Source organism: Streptomyces sp. NPDC007205, assembly GCF_040634095.1.
In the GTDB taxonomy this organism is placed as follows: Bacteria; Actinomycetota; Actinomycetes; order Streptomycetales; family Streptomycetaceae; genus Streptomyces.
Genome location: NZ_JBEYEW010000021.1, coordinates 1 through 21,995, shown reverse-complemented (window position 1 = coordinate 21,995; position 21,995 = coordinate 1). Strand labels below are relative to the sequence as shown.

20 protein-coding genes and 1 pseudogene are annotated in these 21,995 nt (G+C 71.3%); 2 read left to right on the top strand and 19 right to left on the bottom strand.

Going from position 1 to position 21,995, the window contains the following annotated elements:
* Positions 1-203: 203 nt before the first annotated feature.
* Positions 204-737 carry a hypothetical protein gene (locus tag ABZ624_RS28685; protein ID WP_360094973.1) on the top strand — a complete coding sequence of 178 codons (534 nt, stop codon included), beginning with the start codon at positions 204-206 and terminating at the stop codon, positions 735-737.
* 103 nt (positions 738-840) lie between these two features.
* On the opposite strand, the gene ABZ624_RS28680 is transcribed toward ABZ624_RS28685, so the two are convergent.
* The 14 genes from ABZ624_RS28680 to pyrR all read right to left on the bottom strand — a co-directional run bounded on the left by ABZ624_RS28680 (position 841) and on the right by pyrR (position 17,493).
* On the bottom strand, positions 841-3,000 hold the full coding sequence (locus ABZ624_RS28680; protein ID WP_360094970.1) for a primosomal protein N': 2,160 nt from the start codon (positions 2,998-3,000) through the stop codon (positions 841-843).
* A 208-nt stretch (positions 3,001-3,208) separates the two neighbouring features.
* The gene (metK, locus tag ABZ624_RS28675; protein ID WP_360094967.1) at positions 3,209-4,417 is read right to left on the bottom strand and encodes a methionine adenosyltransferase; all 1,209 of its coding nucleotides are present in this window, start codon (positions 4,415-4,417) and stop codon (positions 3,209-3,211) included.
* A gap of 249 nt (positions 4,418-4,666) precedes the next feature.
* Positions 4,667-5,869: a bifunctional phosphopantothenoylcysteine decarboxylase/phosphopantothenate--cysteine ligase CoaBC gene (gene coaBC / locus ABZ624_RS28670; protein ID WP_360094964.1), complete on the bottom strand. Its 1,203-nt coding sequence runs from the start codon at positions 5,867-5,869 to the stop codon at positions 4,667-4,669.
* A 124-nt stretch (positions 5,870-5,993) separates the two neighbouring features.
* A complete protein-coding gene (gene rpoZ / locus ABZ624_RS28665) occupies positions 5,994-6,266 on the bottom strand; it encodes a DNA-directed RNA polymerase subunit omega (protein ID WP_003982715.1) in 273 nt (90 codons plus the stop codon).
* A gap of 52 nt (positions 6,267-6,318) precedes the next feature.
* Complete coding sequence (gene gmk, locus ABZ624_RS28660; protein ID WP_360094961.1) at positions 6,319-6,876, bottom strand: guanylate kinase; 558 nt, start codon at positions 6,874-6,876, stop codon at positions 6,319-6,321.
* A gap of 60 nt (positions 6,877-6,936) precedes the next feature.
* A complete protein-coding gene (locus tag ABZ624_RS28655; RefSeq protein WP_003977346.1) occupies positions 6,937-7,260 on the bottom strand; it encodes an integration host factor in 324 nt (107 codons plus the stop codon).
* Between the two features lie 299 nt (positions 7,261-7,559).
* Entirely contained in the window at positions 7,560-8,405 is an 846-nt protein-coding gene (gene pyrF, locus ABZ624_RS28650) for an orotidine-5'-phosphate decarboxylase (RefSeq protein WP_360094958.1), read from the bottom strand.
* Positions 8,402-9,508 (bottom strand): quinone-dependent dihydroorotate dehydrogenase, encoded by a 1,107-nt coding sequence (locus tag ABZ624_RS28645; RefSeq protein WP_360094955.1) that lies wholly within the window; start codon positions 9,506-9,508, stop codon positions 8,402-8,404. The genes pyrF and ABZ624_RS28645 overlap by 4 nt, the downstream gene beginning before the upstream one ends.
* A gap of 57 nt (positions 9,509-9,565) precedes the next feature.
* Positions 9,566-12,874: a carbamoyl-phosphate synthase large subunit gene (gene carB / locus ABZ624_RS28640; RefSeq protein WP_360094952.1), complete on the bottom strand. Its 3,309-nt coding sequence runs from the start codon at positions 12,872-12,874 to the stop codon at positions 9,566-9,568.
* Positions 12,867-14,009: a glutamine-hydrolyzing carbamoyl-phosphate synthase small subunit gene (carA, locus tag ABZ624_RS28635; RefSeq protein ID WP_360094949.1), complete on the bottom strand. Its 1,143-nt coding sequence runs from the start codon at positions 14,007-14,009 to the stop codon at positions 12,867-12,869. Before carA ends, carB begins: the two co-directional genes overlap by 8 nt.
* Complete coding sequence (locus tag ABZ624_RS28630; RefSeq protein WP_360094946.1) at positions 14,006-14,566, bottom strand: hypothetical protein; 561 nt, start codon at positions 14,564-14,566, stop codon at positions 14,006-14,008. Before ABZ624_RS28630 ends, carA begins: the two co-directional genes overlap by 4 nt.
* Complete coding sequence (locus tag ABZ624_RS28625; protein WP_360094943.1) at positions 14,563-15,849, bottom strand: dihydroorotase; 1,287 nt, start codon at positions 15,847-15,849, stop codon at positions 14,563-14,565. The genes ABZ624_RS28630 and ABZ624_RS28625 overlap by 4 nt, the downstream gene beginning before the upstream one ends.
* Positions 15,850-15,854: 5 nt before the next feature.
* Entirely contained in the window at positions 15,855-16,826 is a 972-nt protein-coding gene (locus tag ABZ624_RS28620) for an aspartate carbamoyltransferase catalytic subunit (protein ID WP_360094940.1), read from the bottom strand.
* An 88-nt stretch (positions 16,827-16,914) separates the two neighbouring features.
* Positions 16,915-17,493, bottom strand: coding sequence for a bifunctional pyr operon transcriptional regulator/uracil phosphoribosyltransferase PyrR (gene pyrR, locus ABZ624_RS28615; RefSeq protein WP_360094937.1), 579 nt, complete (start codon positions 17,491-17,493; stop codon positions 16,915-16,917).
* A gap of 253 nt (positions 17,494-17,746) precedes the next feature.
* Here pyrR and bldD point away from each other — a divergent pair, with 253 nt between their 5' ends.
* Entirely contained in the window at positions 17,747-18,250 is a 504-nt protein-coding gene (bldD, locus tag ABZ624_RS28610) for a transcriptional regulator BldD (RefSeq protein ID WP_014671524.1), read from the top strand.
* A 216-nt stretch (positions 18,251-18,466) separates the two neighbouring features.
* On the opposite strand, the gene nusB is transcribed toward bldD, so the two are convergent.
* The 5 genes and pseudogenes from nusB to ABZ624_RS28585 form a co-directional block, all read right to left on the bottom strand.
* Entirely contained in the window at positions 18,467-18,895 is a 429-nt protein-coding gene (gene nusB, locus ABZ624_RS28605) for a transcription antitermination factor NusB (RefSeq protein WP_360094934.1), read from the bottom strand.
* A 2-nt stretch (positions 18,896-18,897) separates the two neighbouring features.
* Complete coding sequence (efp, locus tag ABZ624_RS28600) at positions 18,898-19,464, bottom strand: elongation factor P (protein WP_225821938.1); 567 nt, start codon at positions 19,462-19,464, stop codon at positions 18,898-18,900.
* 49 nt (positions 19,465-19,513) lie between these two features.
* Entirely contained in the window at positions 19,514-20,617 is a 1,104-nt protein-coding gene (locus tag ABZ624_RS28595; protein WP_360094931.1) for an aminopeptidase P family protein, read from the bottom strand.
* A 161-nt stretch (positions 20,618-20,778) separates the two neighbouring features.
* Positions 20,779-21,693 (bottom strand): Pro-rich N-terminal domain-containing protein, encoded by a 915-nt coding sequence (locus ABZ624_RS28590; RefSeq protein WP_360094928.1) that lies wholly within the window; start codon positions 21,691-21,693, stop codon positions 20,779-20,781.
* A 191-nt stretch (positions 21,694-21,884) separates the two neighbouring features.
* Positions 21,885-21,995 (bottom strand): annotated as a pseudogene (locus ABZ624_RS28585) (3-dehydroquinate synthase); the annotation flags it as partial.

Below are 21,995 nucleotides of genomic sequence, written 5' to 3'. Positions count from 1 at the left end.
CACCAGTCTATGACCACGGACGGAAGGGCGGGTCATGGCCACGGAGGCACGGCTCGTGACCGCGGACGCACGGCGTGCGCATATGCCCGTACGCCCCCACCCCGTGACCCGTGGAGCGCACACGCGTTGGTCAAGAGAGAGTTGACCACACAGGGCCTTTTCGCGGCCCGATCCCTTTCAACGCCGGTTCGAGAGGCTTGTTCATGGCCGACCACGCCACCCACGACGCCCAGGCCCGGGCCAGCCTGCACTTGCTGGTGCGGGACATCGAGCGGGTCCGCCGGCAGGTGGACGCGCTGCGCACGCTCACCGCCCAGCTGGGCAACGTCTACCGCCCGCGCCGCTCGGGCCCGTCCACGGGCTTCGTCGTCTACGGACGCGCTCCCGCCCCGACGGTGCGCCTCGCCCAGGAGCTCCGGGACAGTGTCGAAACCCTGGTCACGGCCGCCGTGGACTTCGACCGCTCCCTCGGCTTCTCGTGGGACGCGGTGGGCTCCGCGCTCGGGGTCACCAAGCAGGCGGTGCACCGCCGTTACGGCGCCCGCCGCGCCGCGGCCCAGGCGGCCGCCGAGGCGGAGCGGACGCCGGAGCCGTCCGGTACCCGCACGGTCAGCGTGAACACCGGCCTGCCCACGGTCCCGGCGGCCCGCTCGATGCCCACACAGCCGACCGCGGGCAGCCCGGCCCTGCGCGACGACGCCCGCCCGACGGCTTTTCCGAGCCCGCGCAACGGCTGACGGACCCTGCCCCTGCCCTCCCGCACAGCGTCCGGGAGGGCAGACACGTATGGGGAAGCAGCGACCGGACGGGGCGGGTGCGGCATGGAGCCCTCGCGTCCCCTCACCCGATGTCCGCCGGATCGACCCGCACCCGCACCGCTTCCCCGCCTCCCCGTGCCATGCGAGCGGCCTGGGCCGCCTTGAGCGCGGAAGCCAGCGCGGCCCCGCTGCCCGGTGGTACGCGCACCAGTGCCCGGTCCCAGTGCTCGCCCGGCGGCGGTGCTCCGGGCCTGCGGGGCCGGCCGGGCGGCGTCGGCGACATCGGCACCGGCCCCAACACCTCCGCGTCCGGCGGTAGTTCGACCGAGGACAGGAACTCGGCGACGGCCGCGGGCGGCCCCGACACCGCCGCCATCCGCGACACCGGCGGGAAGCCCAGCTCGGCCCGCTCGGCCAGCTCCCGCACCGCGTGCCCGACGGGGTCCCAGCGCACCAGTGCCTGCACGGGCCGCAGGGTCGGCTCGGCCACGACGACCACCGTGCCCCCCTCGCTCTGCGGCCGCACCAGCGATCCCGCCGCGATCCACCGGCGCAGCGCGTCCTCGCCGGCCCGCAGGTCGGGGCGTACGAGCATGGCCCAGCCGTCCAGGAGGAGGGCCGCCGCGTAGCCGCCCTCGGCGACCGGTTCGGCGCCCGGTGTGCTCACGACCAGCGCGGGCGTGCCCGGCACCGTGTCCAGCACGTGTTCCCGTCCCGAGGTGCGGACCGGGACGGCGGGAAAGGCGCGCCCCAGCTCCTCGGCCGTCCGCCGCGCCCCCACGACCTGGGCCCGCAGCCGGAAGCCGCCGCACTCCGGGCAGTGCCACGCGCTCTCCTCGCGTCCGCACCAGGCGCACCGCAGCACCCCCGCGTCCTGCCCCTGCAGCGGTCCTGCACAGTGCCGGCACCTCGCGGGCGCCCGGCACTGCGCGCAGGCCATACGCGGTGCGTAACCGCGTCGGGGCACCTGCACCAGCACCGGACCGTGCCGCAGCCCCTCGCGGGCCGCCTGCCAGGCGAGGGTCGGCAGCCGGGCGGCACGCGCGGCCTCGTCGCGCGCGAGGTCGTCGTCCCCGACCGTGCGGACCAGGGGCGCGGCCCGGCGCACCTGCTCCCGCCCGGCGACCAGCGGCCGGGCCCAGCCGCTCTCGACGAGCTGGGCGGCCTCGACGGTGCAGGCGCAGCCGCCGAGCAGGAAGGCGCACTTGTCCAGCGCGGCGCGCAGCAGCAGCACGTCGCGCGCGTGCGGCTGCGGGGCGTGCTGCTCGCTGTGGCTGTCGTCGCCGTCGTCCCAGATGGCGACGAGCCCCAGGTCCTGCACGGGCGCGAACATGGCCGCCCGCGTCCCGACCACGGCCCGTACGGAGCCCCGTCGCACCGCGAGCCACTGTCCGTACCGCTTCTCGGGCCCGGCGTCGGCGGTGAGCAGCGCGTGCCGACCCGCGCCGAGCAGCCCGGTGAGCGCGGCGTCGACCCGCGCGGCGGCCCGCCCGTCCGGCACCACGACGAGGGCGCCGCGTCCGGAGGCGAGCGCGGCGGCGACGGCGCGGGCCAGTTCCTCGCTCCACAGCGGACCCGGCAGCGCGTTCCAGACAGCCCTGGGCGACCCTCCAGAGGCCAGCGCCTCCAGGAGCGCTTCCCCGTGCTCGTACCGCCGCCAGGAGGCCGCCTCGGGGGCCGTGGGCGGGGGCAGTGGTGCGGGCGAGGGCCGCTGTTCGGCTCGCGCGCTGCGCGGTGGCACGGCCAGCTGGAGCACATCGGCGAGGCTGCCGGCGTATCGGTCGGCCACGGCCCGTGCGAGGCCGAGCAGCTCCTCGCTCAGCACCGGCTCCGGCGAGACGACCTGGGCGAGGGCGGCCAGCGGCCCCGCATAGTCGGACTCGGCGCGTCGCTCGACGAGGAACCCGTCGATGAGCCCGCCGCCCTCGCGGCGTCCGTCGCGCACCCGGCCGCGCCCGGCCCCGAACCGCACCCGAACCCGCACGCCGGGCTGCGCCTGCTCGTCCAGCTCCTCGGGCACCGCGTAGTCGAAGTACCGGTCGAGGTGCAGCACGCCCTTGTCGACGAGGACCCGCGCGACCGGCAGCTCCTTGGCGAGCGCGGCCCCCCGCCAGGTCCGCGGCTTGGCGCGGGGCGTCCTGGCCTGGCGCACGCTCTCCCGAATGAGCGCGAGCTGCTCCGGCGGCGCCCCTGCGGCCCCGCCGTCCCCCTCTGCCCGGGGCGCTCCGTTCTCGCTGCTCACGCTTGCATTCTTACCAAACGGCACTGACAACGGGGCCTGCCGGTGGATAGCTGGCGGGCCTGGGCTCCCGGCCATGGCCGGGTTCGATGTCCTGGCGCCCGGTGGGCCATGCGCCGGATCCGGCCGGCGCCCCCGTCCGGCCCCGCGCACGCCGAGGCCCGGCCCCCGTGACGGGGAGACCGGGCCTCGGCGAGACGAGCGGAGGGGCTTACAGGCCCACGGCCTTGCGCAGGGCGTCCACGCGGTCGGTGCGCTCCCAGGTGAAGTCGGGCAGCTCGCGGCCGAAGTGGCCGTAGGCCGCCGTCTGGGCGTAGATCGGGCGGAGCAGGTCGAGGTCGCGGATGATCGCGGCCGGACGGAGGTCGAAGACCTCGTCGATCGCCTTCTCGATCTTCTCGACCTCGACCTTGGCGGTGCCGAAGGTCTCCACGAACAGACCGACCGGCTCGGCCTTGCCGATCGCGTAGGCGACCTGGACCTCGCAGCGGGAGGCCAGGCCCGCCGCCACCACGTTCTTGGCGACCCAGCGCATCGCGTACGCGGCGGAGCGGTCGACCTTGGACGGGTCCTTGCCGGAGAAGGCGCCGCCGCCGTGCCGGGCGAAACCGCCGTACGTGTCGATGATGATCTTGCGGCCGGTGAGGCCGGCGTCACCCATCGGGCCGCCGATCTCGAAGCGGCCGGTCGGGTTGACCAGCAGGCGGTAGCCCTCGGTGTCCAGCTTGATGCCGTCGTCCAGGAGCGCCTTCAGCTCCGGCTCCACGACGAACTCGCGGATGTCGGGGGCGAGCAGCGACTCCAGGTCGATGTCGCTCGCGTGCTGCGAGGAGACGACGACCGTGTCGAGGCGTACGGCCTTGTCGCCGTCGTACTCGATGGTGACCTGCGTCTTGCCGTCCGGGCGCAGGTAGGGGATGGTGCCGTTCTTGCGGACCTCCGACAGGCGCTTCGACAGGCGGTGCGCCAGGAAGATCGGCAGCGGCATCAGGGTCGGCGTCTCGTCGGACGCGTAGCCGAACATCAGGCCCTGGTCGCCGGCGCCCTGCTTGTCCAGTTCGTCGTCGTCGCCCTCGACCCGGGACTCGTACGCCGTGTCGACACCCTGGGCGATGTCCGGGGACTGGGCCCCGATGGACACCGACACACCGCAGGAGGCGCCGTCGAAGCCCTTCTTCGAGGAGTCGTAGCCGATCTCGAGGATCTTGCTGCGGACCAGGGTCGCGATGTCCGCGTAGGCCTTGGTCGTCACCTCGCCGGCCACGTGCACCAGGCCGGTGGTGATCAGCGTCTCGACGGCGACCCGGGAGGACGGGTCCTCGCGCAGAAGCGCGTCGAGAATGGTGTCGCTGATCTGGTCAGCGATCTTGTCGGGGTGACCCTCGGTCACGGACTCCGAGGTGAACAGGCGACGGGACACAACGCTCCCTGTGGTTGCAGCGGCTGCTGGCTGATCATTTGCGGCGACGCGCGGGGCTGCGCCCGGCGTCGACCGTGAACAGTTTATCGGTCGCACTCGGCCGATGGGGCACGTGTCTCGCCTCTCGGGAGCGCTGTGACCTGCGGCACGGGCATTCTGCCCAACGCCGGGCAGTGTTGGCCAGGGCCGCCGCACCCGATTTGATCGGTCCCCGAGCGCGGCGTCAACCCGGTCTCGGGGCCCCTCACGTCACCGCAGACGCCGTGCCACCAGATCCCAGACGATGTCGGCCAGGGCCTCCTTGGGGCCGTGCGGCACCGGTGTCTCGCTGCCGTCGGCGCCCAGGACCACGGCCTCGTTCTCCTCGGAGCCGAAGGTCTTGCGCTCCCCCACCTCGTTGACGACCAGCAGGTCACAGCCCTTTCGGGCGAGCTTGGCGCGGCCGTTGGCGAGGACGTCGTCGGTCTCGGCGGCGAAGCCCACGACCACCTGTTCGGGCCGCGCTCGGTCGGCCGAAACCTCCGCGAGAACGTCCGGATTCCGCACCAGGACGACCGGCTCGGGATCCTGGCCGTCCGTCTTCTTGATCTTGCCGGTGGCGTAGACCGCCGGGCGGAAGTCGGCGACGGCGGCGGCCATGACGACCGCGTCGGCGTCCGCCGCCGCCTTCAACACGGCCTCACGCAGCTGGACGGCCGTGCCGACCGGTACGACGTCCACGCCCGCCGGGTCGGGCAGGCCTGTGTTGGCCGCGATCAGGGTGACCCGGGCGCCGCGCGCGGCGGCGGTGCGGGCGAGGGCGTAGCCCTGCTTGCCGGAGGAGCGGTTGCCGAGGAAGCGGACCGGGTCCAGGGGTTCGCGGGTGCCGCCCGCAGAGACGACGACGTGCCTGCCCTTGAGGTCGGGCTCGGTGACGCCCCGGGCCAGCACCCGGCGGCAGACCTCGAAGATCTCCGCCGGGTCGGGCAGCCGGCCCTTGCCGGTGTCGACGCCGGTGAGGCGGCCGACGGCGGGCTCGATGACGACGGCGCCGCGGCGGCGGAGCGTGGCCACGTTCTCCTGGGTGGCCGGGTGCTCCCACATCTCGGTGTGCATGGCGGGCGCGAGGACGACCGGACAGCGAGCGGTCAGCAGCGTGTTGGTCAGCAGGTCGTCGGCGAGGCCGTGGGCGGCCTTGGCGAGCATGTCGGCCGTGGCGGGCGCGACGACGACCAGGTCGGCGTGCTGACCGATGCGGACGTGCGGGACCTCGTGGACGTCGTCCCAGACCTCCGTCGAGACCGGGTTGCCGGACAGGGCGGACCAGGTCGCGGCGCCGACGAAGTGCAGCGCGGAGGCGGTGGGCACCACGCGGACGTCATGGCCCGACTCCGTGAGCCTTCTCAGCAGCTCACAGGACTTGTAGGCGGCGATGCCGCCGCTGACCCCCAGGACGACCTTCGGCTTGTCCACGCTCACTCCCCGGACTCGGAACCCTGCACACCCAATGACACACCACAGGCCCGGCAGTGCGACTGCCGGGCCTGTGGATAAGTCGTTCGCAGTCTGAAAGTACTACTGCGCACTCCTACGCGTACTACTGGGCGGGGCCCTCGACGGCCTCGGAGGTCAGCAGACCGGCGTTGATCTCGCGCAGGGCGATCGAGAGCGGCTTCTCGTGGACGTGGGTGTCGACGAGCGGACCGACGTACTCGAGGAGACCCTCGCCGAGCTGCGAGTAGTACGCGTTGATCTGACGGGCCCGCTTGGCGGCGTAGATCACGAGGCTGTACTTCGAATCGGTGGCCTCAAGCAACTCGTCGATCGGCGGGTTGATGATGCCCTCGGGCGCGGTGATGGAAGAGGACACGCTCTACCTTCCGATGGGTGGGAAAAGATCATTCGTGATCACACATTCGCGATCACACAACATCCACCAAGGCTAGCAGCTCGCGCGCCACGTCCTCGACGGAGGTGTTGACCAAGGTCGTATCGAACTCCGGCTCGGCCGCCAGTTCGGTCCTGGCCGCCTCCAGGCGGCGCTCGATGACCTCGGGCGGCTCGGTGCCCCGGCCGGTCAGCCTGCGCACCAGCTCCTCCCAGGAGGGCGGAGCCAGGAACACCAGACGAGCGTCGGACATCGACTCCCGCACCTGCCGGGCACCCTGGAGATCGATCTCCAGCAGCACCGGCTCACCCTTCTCCAGCCGCTCCAGCACGGCCGCGCGGGGCGTGCCGTAGCGGTTGCCGGCGAACTCGGCCCATTCCAGCAGCTCGCCGTTGGCGATCAGCTTGTCCATCTCCTCGTCGGTGACGAAGAAGTAGTGGACTCCGTGCTGCTCGCCGGGGCGCGGCTTGCGGGTGGTGGCCGACACCGAGAGCCAGACCTCGGGGTGTTCCTTGCGCATATGGGCGACGACCGTGCTCTTGCCGACCCCCGAGGGGCCGGAGAGCACGGTCAGCCGCGGACGTTCACTCATGCAGCGATTATTCCAGCAATCCCGGAGTGCCCGGGACTCCCGGTCCGGCAGGCGCCGGACTCAGGAGCCGGTGCTGCCGAACTCACGCTCCAGGGAAGCGATCTGGTTGGAACCGAGACCGCGCACGCGGCGGCTCTCGGAGATGCCCAGACGCTCCATGATCTGCTTGGCGCGGACCTTGCCCACGCCCGGCAGCGACTCGAGCAGTGCGGAGACCTTCATCTTGCCGATGACGTCGTTCTCCTGGCCCTGCTTGATGACCTCATGCAGGGAGGCGCCGGAGTGCTTGAGTCGATTCTTGACCTCGGCCCGCTCCCGGCGAGCCGCGGCGGCCTTTTCGAGCGCGGCTGCGCGCTGTTCGGGGGTAAGGGGCGGAAGAGCCACGCCTACGTCACCTCGGATGTCGAACTGTCGGATACGGACCGGTGAGGAACCTAGTCGCCCCACACCTGGGGAGCTACGAGCAACACGCTGCCCGTTCTCCCCCACTGCCTTGAGGGCGTGGGAGGTATCCCCACTGCTCGGAGACTAGCGGTCAAGTCCGCCAGAGTCAGCGAGAACAGAGGAAAAGTCCTGGTCAGCCTCCGCCAGGCCAGGCATTTCCGACATAATGCCCTCGATTTGAGGATGTATTCACACTCAAGTCGCCGGGACACCGCTCCCCTGGGCCCACATCTCGGGACTCAGGCGCCCGCCACGGCGGCCTGGATCTCCTCCGCGAAGCGCTCGGCGGCCACGCGCAGCGCCCCCGCGTCGGGACCGTGCCGCAGCACGCCCCGGCTGACGTTCGGCACCACGTTGCGCAGCGCCGACCCGAACACCTTCGGAAGGTCGGCCGGCGTCGCGCCCTGCGCGCCGACGCCGGGCGCGAGCAGCGGGCCGTTGATGGCGAGGTCGTACGACGACAGGTCACCGACCGTGGCGCCGACGACGGCGCCGAAGGAGCCCAGCGGCTCCTCCCCCGCGTTCTCGGCGGCCAGGTGGGCCAGCATGGTCGCGCCCACGGTGCGGCCGTCGGCGCGGACGGCGTGCTGGACCTCGGGGCCCTCCGGGTTCGAGGTGAGCGCCAGCACGAACAGGCCGGCGCCGCTCTCCCTGGCCAGGGCGACGGCGGGGCTGAGCGAGCCGTAGCCCAGGTACGGCGAGACGGTCAGGGCGTCGGAGAACAGCGGGGCGTCCTTGTGCAGGTATGCCTCGGCGTACCCGGCCATGGTCGAGCCGATGTCGCCGCGCTTGGCGTCCATCAGGACGAGGGTGCCGGCCGCACGCGCCTCCTGGACGATCGTCTCCAGGACGGCGACCCCACGGGAGCCGAAGCGCTCGAAGAAGGCGCTCTGCGGCTTCATCACGGCGACCCGGTCGGCCACCGCCTCGACGACCGTACGGCTGAACCGCTCCAGCCCGGCCACGTCGTCGTTCAGACCCCACTCGGCGAGCAGGGAGGCGTGCGGGTCGATGCCGACGCACAGCGGGCCGCGCTCGTCCATGGCGCGACGCAGGCGGGCCCCGAAGGGCTCGTACGAGGTCATGCGGGCTTCCTCACGTCGGCGCCGACCGCGTCGGCGAGGGTGGCGTACGGGCTGGTGCGCAGGCGCGCGGCGAGGCCCTTGTGGATCGCACGGGCCCAGAAGGGGCCCTCGTAGATGAAGGCGCTGTACCCCTGGACCAGCGTGGCACCCGCCAGGATGCGCTGCCAGGCGTCCTCGGCGGTCTCGATGCCGCCGACACCGACGAGCGTGATCCGGTCGCCCACGCGCGCGTACAGACGGCGCAGCACCGCCAGGGAACGTGCCTTCAGCGGGGCGCCGGACAGGCCACCGGTCTCCTCCACCAGCGAAGGTGAGGACTTCAGGCCGAGGCCGTCGCGGGCGATGGTGGTGTTGGTGGCGATGATGCCGTCCAGGCCCAGTTCCACGGCCAGGTCGGCGACGGCGTCGATGTCCTGGTCGGCGAGATCGGGCGCGATCTTCACCAGCAGCGGGACATGCCGGTTCGCGACCGTGCGGTCGGCGGCCTCACGGACGGCGCTCAGCAGCGGACGCAGGGCCTCGGTGGCCTGCAGGTTGCGCAGGCCGGGTGTGTTCGGCGAGGAGACGTTCACGACCAGGTAGTCGGCGTACGGCGCGAGGCGCTCGGCGGACTTCACGTAGTCGCCGACGGCCTCCGCCTCCGGGACGACCTTGGTCTTGCCGATGTTGACGCCGACGACGGTCCTGAAGACAGGCTCACGGGTCGCCAGGCGGGCGGCGACGGCCAGCGAGCCGTCGTTGTTGAAGCCCATGCGGTTGATCAGCGCGCGGTCCGCGACGAGCCGGAACAGCCGCTTCCTGGGGTTGCCGGGCTGCGGCTCGCCGGTGACCGTGCCGATCTCGACATGGTCGAAGCCCAGCATCGACATGCCGTCGATCGCGACGGCGTTCTTGTCGAAGCCGGCGGCAAGCCCGAAGGGGCCGTGCATGCGCAGCCCGAAGGCCTCCGTCCGCAGCTCCTGGTAGCGGGGCGCGAGGGCGGCCGCGGCGAAGGTGCGCAGCACGGGGATGCGGACGGCGAGGCGGATCCAGCGGAAGGCCAGGTGGTGGGCCTTCTCGGGGTCCATCCGTTTGAAAACCAGACGGAAGAAAAGTTCGTACATGTCTCTGTGTCCTCATGAAGAGGGGGACACCGTTTCCGGTGTCCCCCTCAAGGGCTGCTAGTCGCGGGCCGCGGTCAGGTGTTCGGCGTGTTCCTGGAGGGAGCGGACGCCCACGTCACCGTGGTTGAGGGCGTCGATGCCCTGCACCGCCGCCGCGAGCGCCTGCACGGTGGTCAGGCACGGGACCGAGCGCGCCACCGCGGCCGTACGGATGTCGTAGCCGTCGAGGCGGCCGCCGGTGCCGTACGGGGTGTTGACGATCAGGTCGACCTCGCCGTCGTGGATCAGCTGGACGATGGTCTTCTCGCCGTTCGGGCCGGTGCCCTCGGACTGCTTGCGCACGACGGTGGCGTGGATGCCGTTGCGCTTGAGGACCTCGGCCGTGCCGGAAGTGGCCATCAGCTCGAAGCCGTGCGCGACCAGCTCCCGCGCCGGGAAGATCATCGACCGCTTGTCCCGGTTGGCGACCGAGATGAACGCCCGGCCCTTGGTGGGCAGCGGGCCATAGGCACCCGCCTGGGACTTGGCGTACGCGGTGCCGAAGACGGAGTCGATGCCCATGACCTCGCCCGTGGAGCGCATCTCCGGGCCCAGCACCGTGTCGACGCCGCGGCCGTGGATGTCCCGGAACCGGGACCACGGCATGACGGCCTCCTTGACGGAGATCGGCGCGTCCAGCGGCAGCTCGCCCCCGTCGCCGTGCTTCGGGAGCAGACCCTCGGCGCGCAGCTCGGCGATGGTCGCGCCCAGCGAGATGCGGGCGGCGGCCTTCGCGAGGGGCACCGCGGTCGCCTTCGAGGTGAAGGGGACCGTACGGGAGGCGCGGGGGTTGGCCTCCAGCACGTAGAGGATGTCGCCGGCCATCGCGAACTGGATGTTGATCAGGCCGCGCACGCCGACACCGCGGGCGATGGCCTCGGTGGAGGCGCGCAGCCGCTTGATGTCGAAGCCGCCCAGGGTGATCGGGGGCAGCGCGCAGGCGGAGTCGCCGGAGTGGATGCCGGCCTCCTCGATGTGCTCCATCACGCCGCCGAGGTACAGCTCGGTGCCGTCGTAGAGGGCGTCGACGTCGATCTCGATCGCGTCGTCCAGGAAGCGGTCCACCAGCACCGGGCGGGAGGGGCTGATCTCGGTCGACTCGGCGATGTAGGCGGCGAGGCGGGTCTCGTCGTAGACGATCTCCATGCCGCGCCCGCCCAGCACGTAGGAGGGCCGGACCAGGACCGGGTAGCCGATCTCGTCGGCGATGGCCTTGGCCTCGGTGAAGGTCGTGGCCGTGCCGTGCTTCGGGGCCGGCAGTCCCGCCTCCGCCAGCACCCGGCCGAACGCGCCGCGGTCCTCGGCGGCGTGGATGGCCTCCGGGGAGGTGCCGACGACCGGTACGCCGTTGTCCTTCAGGGCCTGTGACAGGCCCAGCGGGGTCTGGCCGCCCAGCTGCACTATCACACCCGCGACCGGACCGGCCTGCTGCTCGGCGTGGACGATCTCCAGCACGTCCTCCAGCGTCAGCGGCTCGAAGTACAGCCGGTCGGAGGTGTCGTAGTCGGTGGAGACGGTCTCCGGGTTGCAGTTGACCATCACGGTCTCGAAGCCGGCGTCGCTCAGCGCGAAGGAGGCGTGGACGCAGGAGTAGTCGAACTCGATGCCCTGGCCGATGCGGTTCGGGCCCGAGCCCAGGATGATCACGGCCGGCTTCTCGCGCTGGGCGACCTCCGTCTCCTCGTCGTAGGAGGAGTAGAAGTACGGCGTCTTGGCGGCGAACTCGGCGGCGCAGGTGTCGACCGTCTTGTAGACCGGGCGGATGCCCAGCGCGTGCCTGACCTCGCGGACCACGTCCTCGCGCAGGCCGCGGATCTCACCGATCTGCTGGTCGGAGAAGCCGTGCCGCTTCGCCTCCGCCAGCAGGTCGGCGGTGAGCTCGGGGGCGTCGGCCAGCTCGTCCGCGATTTCCTTGATCAGGAAGAGCTGGTCCACGAACCACGGGTCGATCTTCGTGTACTGGAAGACCTCCTCGGGCGTGGCGCCCGCGCGGATGGCCTGCATGACCGTGTTGATCCGGCCGTCGGTGGGGCGTACGGCCTCGCGGAGCAGGGTCTCCTTGTCGCCCGCCTCACCGACGAAGGTGAACTGACTGCCCTTCTTCTCCAGCGACCGCAGCGCCTTCTGGAAGGCCTCGGTGAAGTTGCGGCCGATGGCCATGGCCTCGCCGACCGACTTCATCGTGGTGGTCAGCGTGGAGTCGGCCTGCGGGAACTTCTCGAACGCGAAGCGCGGGGCCTTGACGACCACGTAGTCGAGCGTGGGCTCGAAGGAGGCCGGGGTCTCCTGGGTGATGTCGTTCGGGATCTCGTCCAGCGTGTAGCCGACGGCCAACTTCGCGGCGATCTTCGCGATCGGGAAGCCGGTCGCCTTGGAGGCGAGGGCCGAGGACCGCGACACGCGCGGGTTCATCTCGATGACGATCACGCGGCCGTCCTCGGGGTTCACCGCGAACTGGATGTTGCAGCCGCCGGTGTCCACCCCGACCTCGCGGATCACCGCGATGCCGATGTCCCGCAGAATCTGGTACTCGCGGTCGGTCAGCGTCATCGAGGGCGCCACGGTGATCGAGTCACCGGTGTGCACGCCCATCGGGTCGAAGTTCTCGATGGAGCAGACGACCACGACGTTGTCGTGCTTGTCGCGCATCAGCTCCAGCTCGTACTCCTTCCAGCCGAGGATGGACTCCTCGAGGAGCACCTCGGTGGTCGGGGAGAGCGTGAGGCCCTGGCCGGCGATGCGGCGCAGCTCCTCCTCGTCGTGTGCGAAGCCGGAACCCGCGCCGCCCATGGTGAAGGACGGGCGGACGACGACCGGGTAGCCGCCGAGTGTCTCGACGCCCTTGAGGACGTCGTCCATGGAGTGGCAGATGACCGAGCGGGCGGACTCGCCGTGCCCGATCTTCCTGCGGACCTCCTCCACGACGTCCTTGAACAGGTCGCGGTCCTCGCCCTTGTGGATCGCCTCGGGCTTGGCGCCGATCAGCTCGACGCCGTACTTCTCCAGGACACCGTTCTCGTGCAGCGAGATGGCGGTGTTCAGGGCCGTCTGGCCGCCCAGGGTGGGCAGCAGGGCGTCGGGACGCTCCTTGGCGATGATCTTCTCGACGAACTCGGGGGTGATCGGCTCGACGTAGGTGGCGTCGGCGATCTCCGGGTCGGTCATGATCGTCGCGGGGTTGGAGTTGACGAGGACCACGCGCAGGCCCTCGGCCTTGAGCACGCGGCACGCCTGGGTGCCGGAGTAGTCGAACTCTGCGGCCTGGCCGATGACGATCGGGCCGGAGCCGATGACCAGGACGGACTGGATATCGGTGCGCTTAGGCACGCTGGCCCTCCATCAGGGAGACGAAGCGGTCGAACAGGTAGGCGGCGTCGTGCGGACCCGCCGCCGCTTCGGGGTGGTACTGGACGGAGAAGGCCGGCTGGTCGAGCAGCTGCAGCCCCTCCACGACGTTGTCGTTCAGGCAGACGTGCGAGACCTCGGCGCGGCCGAACTTCGTCTCGCTGACCTTGTCGAGCGGCGCGTCCACGGCGAAGCCGTGGTTGTGCGCGGTGACCTCGACCTTGCCGGTCGTACGGTCCTGGACCGGCTGGTTGATGCCCCGGTGGCCGTACTTCAGCTTGTACGTGCCGAAGCCGAGCGCGCGGCCGAGGATCTGGTTGCCGAAGCAGATGCCGAAGAGCGGCGTCCTGCGCTCCAGGACGGCGGTCATCAGGGCGACGGGGCCGTCGGCGGTCGCCGGGTCGCCGGGGCCGTTGGAGAAGAACACGCCGTCCGGGCCCACGGCGTAGACCTCGTCGGCCGTGGCGGTGGCGGGCAGCACATGCACCTCGATGCCGCGCTCGGCCATGCGGTGCGGGGTCATGCCCTTGATGCCGAGGTCGATCGCGGCGACGGTGAACTTTTTCTCGCCGACGGCCGGGACGACGTACGCCTCCTTGGTCGCGACCTCCTCGTAGAGGCTCGCGCCCTTCATGTGCGGCTGGGCCTGCACGCGCGCGAGGAGCTCGGACTCGGCGGCGATCGCCTCGCCGGAGAAGACGCCGGCACGCATGGAACCGCGCTCGCGCAAGTGGCGGGTGAGGGCTCGGGTGTCGATGCCGGAGATGCCGACCACGCCCTGCCGCTCCAGCTCGTCATCCAGGGAGCGCTTGGCCCGCCAGTTGGACGGCACGCGCGCGGGGTCGCGCACGACGTACCCGGAGACCCAGATGCGCTTGGACTCGTCGTCCTCGTCGTTCCAGCCCGTGTTACCGATCTGCGGAGCGGTCGCGACCACGATCTGGCGGTCGTACGACGGGTCGGTCAGGGTCTCCTGGTAGCCGGTCATGCCGGTGGAGAACACGGCCTCGCCGAAGGTCTCCCCCACGGCCCCGTAGGCACGGCCGCGGAAGATGCGGCCGTCCTCCAGGACGAGTACGGCGGGAACCCTGGCGGTTCCCCTGGTGGAGGTCGTCATCGTGCGCCTTCCGTGTCGTTGATCATCTGGTTCAGGGTGTTGACCCACTCGGTGTGCTCGGCCGCCCGGTCGGAGCGGAAGCCGGAGTCGATCAGCTTGTCGCCGAGCTCCCAGGTCACCACCAGCAGGCCGCCCTCGGTGAGGACCTTGCCGGCGATGCCCTTGTCCAGCCGGGCTCCGCGCAGTGCGGCGGTGGGGACGAAGAAGTCGCTCGCTCCGGGACGCTCGACCTCCAGCCCTTGGTCGGTCAGGGTCAGCTCGGCCCGGCTGCGGGTGCCCAGGCCGTGGGCCACGATGCGGTCCAGCCACTGCCCGGCGGTGGTGGAGCCGTGGTAGCGGCCGCTCATGCTCAGTCTCACCGGACCGGTCTCGTCCGGCGCGCTGGGCAGCTCCGGGATGTCGCTCTGGAGGGTGCCGCGCCACTTCCAGCCCTCGCGCATCAGCCAGTAGACGAGCGCGATGAAGAGCAGGAGTCCGACGAGCCAGCCGATGCGGGCCGGCCAGTCGGTGACCTCGGCCGACCTCTTGGCCTCGGCCAGCAGGATTACAGATGTCACGTGAGCTTCCCGTCGACGAGCGTGGCCTTGCCCCGCAGCCACGTGTGCGTCACACGGCCCGGCAGCTCACGCCCCTGGTACGGGGTGTTGCGGCTGCGCGAGGCGAAGCCCGCGGGGTCCACCTGGCCACGGTATTCCGTGTCGACGAGGGTGAGGTTGGCGGGCTCACCAGCCGAGACGGGACGGCCGTGCCCGGTGGCCTGTCCGATCTGCGCGGGCTTGACGGACATCCGGTCGGCGACGCCGGCCCAGTCCAGCAGGCCCGTGTCGACCATGGTCTCCTGGACCACTGACAACGCGGTCTCCAGGCCCACCATGCCCATGGCGGCGGCGGCCCACTCGCAGTCCTTGTCCTCGTGCGGGTGCGGGGCGTGGTCGGTGGCGACGATGTCGATCGTGCCGTCCGCCAGGGCCGCACGCAGGGCGTGCACGTCCCGCTCGGTGCGCAGCGGCGGGTTGACCTTGTAGACGGGGTTGTAGGTGCGCACCAGCTCGTCGGTGAGGAGCAGGTGGTGCGGGGTGACCTCGGCGGTGACGTCGATGCCGCGGGACTTGGCCCAGCGGACGATCTCGACGCTGCCGGCGGTCGACAGGTGGCAGATGTGGACGCGGGAGCCGACGTGCTCGGCGAGCAGCACGTCCCGCGCGATGATCGACTCCTCGGCGACGGCCGGCCATCCGCCCAGGCCCAGCTCGGCGGAGACGACGCCCTCGTTCATCTGGGCGCCCTCGGTCAGCCGCGGCTCCTGGGCGTGCTGGGCGACGACACCGCCGAACGCCTTCACGTACTCCAGCGCCCGGCGCATGATCACGGCGTCGTCCACGCACTTGCCGTCGTCGGAGAAGACGGTGACCCCGGCGGCCGACTCGTGCATGGCGCCCAGCTCGGCGAGCTTCCTGCCCTCCAGGCCGACGGTGACGGCGCCGATGGGCTGCACGTCGCAGTAGCCGTGCTCCTTGCCGAGCCGCCAGACCTGCTCGACGACGCCGGCGGTGTCGGCGACCGGGAAGGTGTTGGCCATGGCGAAGACGGCGGTGAAGCCGCCGCTCGCCGCCGCGCGGGTGCCGGTGAGCACGGTCTCGGAGTCCTCGCGGCCGGGCTCGCGCAGATGGGTGTGCAGGTCGACCAGGCCCGGCAGCAGCACCTTGCCGCCGGCCTCGATCACCTCGGCGCCGTCGGCGGACAGGTCGGTGCCGACCGCCTCGATGACCTCGCCGTCGATCAGCACGTCCTGCGGCTCGCCGCCGAGCACCTTCGCACCGCGGATCAGGATCTTGCTCATGGGTGTTACTTCTCCTCAGTGCGGGTCTGGGCGGGCTCGTTGCCGCCGAGCAGCAGGTACAGGACGGCCATCCGGATGGACACGCCGTTGGCGACCTGCTCGACGGCGGTGCAGCGGTCGGAGTCGGCGACCTCGGCGGTGATCTCCATGCCGCGGACCATCGGGCCGGGGTGCATCACGATGGCGTGCTCGGGCAGCCTGGCCATGCGGTCGCCGTCGAGGCCGTAGCGGCGGGAGTACTCGCGCTCGGTCGGGAAGAAGGCGGCGTTCATCCGCTCGCGCTGGACGCGGAGCATCATCACCGCGTCGCACTTGGGCAGTGCGCTGTCGAGGTCGTACGACACCTCGCACGGCCACGCCTCGACGCCGACCGGCACCAGGGTGGGCGGGGCGACGAGGGTGACCTCGGCGCCGAGGGTGTGCAGCAGGTCGACGTTGGAGCGGGCGACCCGGCTGTGCAGGACGTCGCCGACGACGGTGATGCGCTTGCCGCTGAGGTCCTGGCCGAGGCCGGCGTCCCGGCCGACCAGGCGGCGGCGCATGGTGAAGGCGTCCAGCAGGGCCTGGGTGGGGTGCTGGTGGGTGCCGTCGCCTGCGTTGATCACGGCCGCGTCGATCCAGCCGGAGTTGGCGAGGCGGTACGGGGCTCCGGAGGCGCCGTGCCGGATGACGACGGCGTCGACGCCCATGGCCTCCAGGGTCTGGGCGGTGTCCTTCAGGGACTCGCCCTTGGAGACGCTGGAGCCCTTGGCGGAGAAGTTGATGACGTCGGCGGACAGGCGCTTCTCGGCGGCCTCGAAGGAGATCCGCGTGCGGGTGGAGTCCTCGAAGAAGAGGTTGACGATCGTGCGGCCGCGCAGGGTCGGCAGTTTCTTGATCGGCCGGTCGGCGACCCGGGCCATCTCCTCGGCGGTGTCGAGGATCAGGACGGCGTCGTCGCGGGTGAGGTCGGCGGCCGAGATGAGATGACGCTGCATCTGTCAGGCTCCGTAAGGCAGTTCATTCAGGAGATGTGGGGCAAATCGGCGCGTGCGGGCATGCCGAAGCAGCCCGGCGCCGGAGTTGCTACTGGTCGGCCTTCACACCGAGCAGCACGGTGTCGCGACCGTCCTCCTCGGCGAGCTGGACCTTGACCGTCTCCCGCAGCGACGTGGGGAGGTTCTTGCCGACGTAGTCGGCGCGGATCGGCAGTTCGCGGTGGCCGCGGTCGACCAGGACCGCGAGCTGGACCGCGCGGGGGCGCCCGATGTCGTTCAGGGCGTCGAGGGCGGCGCGGATGGTGCGGCCGGAGAAGAGCACGTCATCGACGAGGACGACCAGCTTGCCGTCGATGCCGTCACCGGGGATCTCGGTGCGGGCCAGCGCACGCGGCGGGTGCATGCGCAGGTCGTCGCGGTACATGGTGATGTCGAGCGAGCCGACCGGCACCTTGCGGTCGGTGATCTGCTCCAGCTTGACGGCGAGCCGCTGGGCGAGGAAGACACCCCGGGTGGGAATGCCGAGGAGCACCACGTCGTCGGCGCCCTTGGCGCGCTCGACGATCTCGTGGGCGATACGGGTCAGTACCCGCGCGATGTCGGGGCCTTCGAGAACGGGCCGCGCATCGGATGCCTGCGCTTGCGCGGGCGAGTCGTGCTTGTCCATACGAAACGGACCTCCTTCTCCGCCTCACGGGACGGACCTTAAAGGACGTCGGATTTGCGCCATCCATCGTAGCAGGTCATGGAGAGTGCCTCGATCACCCCCTTGGCGGAACCGGTCGCCGCTACCACGGAAGAGTCGGGGTGGACCATTCGGCTTGACGCACGAGAGTCACGCTGCGTAACCTCACAGTGAGTTACCAGCCGCGCGGCGGGAATACCGTCCGGCCGCGTCGACACAGTGTCCGGGGAGCTATATGTCCAGCGAATACGCCAAACAGCTCGGGGCCAAGCTCCGGGCCATCCGCACCCAGCAGGGCCTTTCCCTCCACGGTGTCGAGGAGAAGTCACAGGGGCGCTGGAAGGCCGTCGTGGTCGGGTCCTACGAGCGTGGCGACCGTGCGGTGACCGTCCAGCGGCTCGCCGAGCTGGCCGATTTCTATGGCGTTCCCGTGCAGGAGCTCCTGCCGGGCACCACGCCGGGCGGCGCCGCCGAGCCGCCGCCGAAGCTGGTCCTCGACCTGGAGCGACTGGCCACCGTGCCGGCCGAGAAGGCGGGCCCGCTGCAGCGCTACGCGGCGACGATCCAGTCCCAGCGCGGTGACTACAACGGCAAGGTGCTCTCCATCCGCCAGGACGACCTGCGCACACTCGCCGTCATTTACGACCAGTCGCCCTCGGTCCTCACCGAGCAGCTGATCAGCTGGGGCGTCCTGGACGCCGACGCCCGCCGCGCGGTGGCCACGCACGAAGAGGCGTGACCGCCTCCAGCGCCTGAGCAGAAACGTGCCGCCGGGGTGGCCGGAACTTCACAGTTCCGGCCACCCCGGCGGCTTTTTCACGACAGTGACGGCGCCTTGTGGGTGCCTAGGGGCGCGCGCACGCCCAAGGGGCGCGGGGAACTGCGCGACCAGCCACGGACGACCCGCAGCCGCCGTGTCACGCTTCCCGGCGCCCCTCTTACGGCTTTTCCCCGGCTAGTCCCGGCGGAGCGAAGGCTTGAGCTCCTTCAACCGCCCCAGCAGACCGTTCACGAACGAAGGCGACTCGTCGGTCGAGAACTCCTTCGCCAGCTGCACCATCTCGTCCAGGACGACGGCGTCCGGGGTCTCGTCGACCCAGATCAGCTCGTACGCGCCCAGCCGCAGGATGTTGCGGTCCACGACCGGCATCCGGTCGAGCGTCCAGCCGACCGCGTACTGGGCGATCAGCTCGTCGATGCGCTTCGCGTAGTGCGCGTAGCCCTCGACCAGCTGCATCGTGTACTCGCTGACCGGCGGCTGCCGGGTGTCGGACCGGGAGAGCCGGACCCAGTCAGCGAGGACCGTCAGGACGTCCGCGCCACGCTGGTCGCCCTCGAAGAGGATCTGGAAGGCGCGCTTGCGGGCCGTGTTGCGGGCAGCCACGGTTAGCTGTTCACCCGGCCGAGGTAGTCACTCGTACGGGTGTCGACCTTGATCTTCTCACCGGTGGTGATGAAGAGCGGGACCTGGATCTGGTGGCCGGTCTCCAGGGTGGCGGGCTTGGTGCCACCGGTGGAGCGGTCGCCCTGGACGCCCGGCTCGGTCTCGGCGATGACCAGCTCGACGGCGGCCGGCAGCTCGACGAAGAGCACCTCGCCCTCGTGCTGCGCGACGGTGGCGGTGAAGCCCTCGATCAGGAAGTTCGCGGCGTCGCCGACGGCCTTCCGGTCGATGTGCAGCTGGTCGTAGGTCTCCATGTCCATGAAGACGAAGTAGTCGCCGTCCATGTACGAGAACTGCATGTCGCGCTTGTCGACAGTGGCCGTCTCGACCTTGACGCCGGCGTTGAAGGTCTTGTCGACGACCTTGCCGGAGAGCACGTTCTTGAGCTTGGTGCGCACGAAGGCCGGGCCCTTGCCGGGCTTGACGTGCTGGAACTCGACGACGGACCAGAGCTGGCCGCCTTCGAGCTTGAGCACCATGCCGTTCTTGAGGTCGTTCGTGGAAGCCACGGTTGCGGAATCTCCTGGACTGACGTACGACCCCGGCGCACGCCACTGCCTAGAGGGCGAGCAGCTCCTTGGTCGTGATGGTGAGTAGCTCGGGTCCGCCGTCCGCCTCGGGGCGTACGACGAGCGTGTCATCGATCCGGACGCCGCCCCGGCCCGGGAGGTGGACCCCCGGTTCGACGGTGACCGGCACGCAAGCGTCCAGTTTACCCATGGCCGCGGGCGCCAACTGCGGGTCCTCGTCGATTTCGAGTCCGACGCCGTGTCCGGTCAGCGGTGGCAGGGCCTCCGCATAGCCGGCCGAGTCCAGTACCTGGCGCGCCGCGCGGTCCACGTCACAGTACCCGGCGCCGGGTGCCAGGGACTCGCGTCCGGCGCGCTGGGCGGCGAAGACGAGGTCGTACAGCTCGATCTGCCAGTCGGCGGGCGAGGTGCCGATCACGAAGGTACGGCCGATCTCGCAGCGGTAGCCACGGTAGGTCGCGCCCAGGCACACGGTGAGGAAGTCGCCCTCCTCCACGCGCCGGTCGGTGGGGCGGTGGCCACGGCGGCCTGAGTTCGGCCCGGTGGCGACCGAGGTGGGGAACGCGGGCCCGTCGGCCCCGTGGTCCACCAGGCGGCGCTCCAGCTCCAGCGCGAGGTGCCGCTCGGTACGGCCGACCAGGATGGACTCCAGCAGCTCACCGAGGGCCTGGTCGGCGATCTCGGCGCCGATGCGGAGGCAGGAGATCTCCTCCTCGTCCTTGACCACCCTGAGCTGCTCGACGGCTCCGCCGAGGTCGGCGAGGCGGAGCTGCGGGGCGACCGAGGCCAGGGCTCTGTGCCGGGCCACGGTGAGGTGGTGTTCCTCCACCGCCAGTGAATCGGCACCCTGGGCCGTGACGAGGTCGGCCGCCGCGACGGCGGCGTCGCCGCCGGTGGGCAGGACGTGCACGCGCAGGTTCTCGTCCGGCCGGCCCTCGTAAGGGCGGTCGTCGGGCGGGCCGGCGCACACGAGGAGGTCCTCGCATCTGCCGAGCAGCAGTGCGGAGCCCTGCGGGGCTGCGGCGGCGAGGTAGCGCACGTTGGCCGGGCGGGTGACGAGCGCTGCCGCGGTGCCGGCCGCGGTGACATGGTCTCTCAGCCGGGATCGGCGGGTCGCGTACACCTCTGACATGAGACGAGCGTAGGAGTTTTGTGCCGATTGTGCCGATTCGTGGGGGCCGAGTGGGGTTGCGGGGCAGGTGAGGGGTGGTGTCCGTCGTTCGCCGGCTGCCGGTCCACGGGTGGTACTCGCGCAGTTCCCTACGCCCCTTGACGGCACTGCAGACCCCCCGGTCACCAGCTCGGCGGGCTCGCTATCGCTCTGGCCAGGACCTCGTCCAGGAGGCGGGCCGTCCCGGGGATGTCGAGCTGGGAGTTGTCGATGATCGGGAGGCCCGAGCCGTACCAGCCGGCCATGCGGCCGTGGATGCGGGCGACCTCCTCGTCGGTGAGGCGGCGGTTGCCGGTGCGCTCGGCGTTGCGTTCCAGGACGATGTCCAGGCCCGGCAGGAGGACGACCGGAAGCAGACCGGGGCCGACGTGCCGCTTCCAGCCCCCGAGGCCGACGACCGGGCGGTCCGGGAAGACGGCGTCGTCGAGGATGCAGGAGATGCCGTTGGCGAGGAAGTTGCGGGCGGCGAAACCACAGGTGCGGCGGGCCAGGCGGTACTGGGCCTCGGAGTTGTCGTTCCAGCCGGACTGGGGGTCGGCGAAGCCCGAGCGGACCCATTCGCGCACGTCGTCCAGGCTGATGTGCGCGGTGGGTACGCGGCGGTGGTCGGCCCAGTACTTGGCGACGCTGGTCTTGCCCGCACCGGCCGGGCCGATCAGCAGAACGGCCAGAGTGGTGCTCACCGGGTCGGGGGCCGCGGCGGGAGCCGACGGCGCCGTGGGCACGCCTACGGGGCCGCCGGGCGGCAGCGGGACATGCCCGGTGGAGTCGGGGGCCGGCGGGGCCGCGGCGGGCGGTGGGACCGGGGGCTGTGCGACCGGGGGCTGTGCGACCGGAGGCCGGGGCGCGGGGGGTTGCGCGGGCGTCGGCGGGACGGCGCCGGTCGGGGCCGGGAAGCCCGGCGGCGGGGGCACCGGGCCGGATCCCCGAGCTCCCGGGTGCGGGCCCGGGTGGTGTGCGGCCGGCGCCCAGCCGACGTGCGGCCCGTGCCCCGGCTGGTGGGGCGGCGGCAGCGGAGACCCCACTGCGTGCTGCATCCGTTGCCACTCCGTCTCGTGCAGGCTGTTGGCGCTGGTGGCGGGGGTGGGCCCCGCTCCCTAGCGAACGGTACCGTCCCCTGCCGTCGTTTGGTGAAACGGCCGGGGACGGTCCTGAGTGCCCGCTGCACGGAGGGAATCGGGCGGAAGGAACAGCGGGTGACGTACCGGGCCGCTCCCCCGCCGGCGTGCTACTGGCCGACCTCTCCGTAGGCGGCGAGGAGGACGGCGGGGTCGGGGCCTTCCAGGACGGTCGGTCTGGCCAGGCCGTCCAGGACGATGAAGCGCAGCAGGTCGCCGCG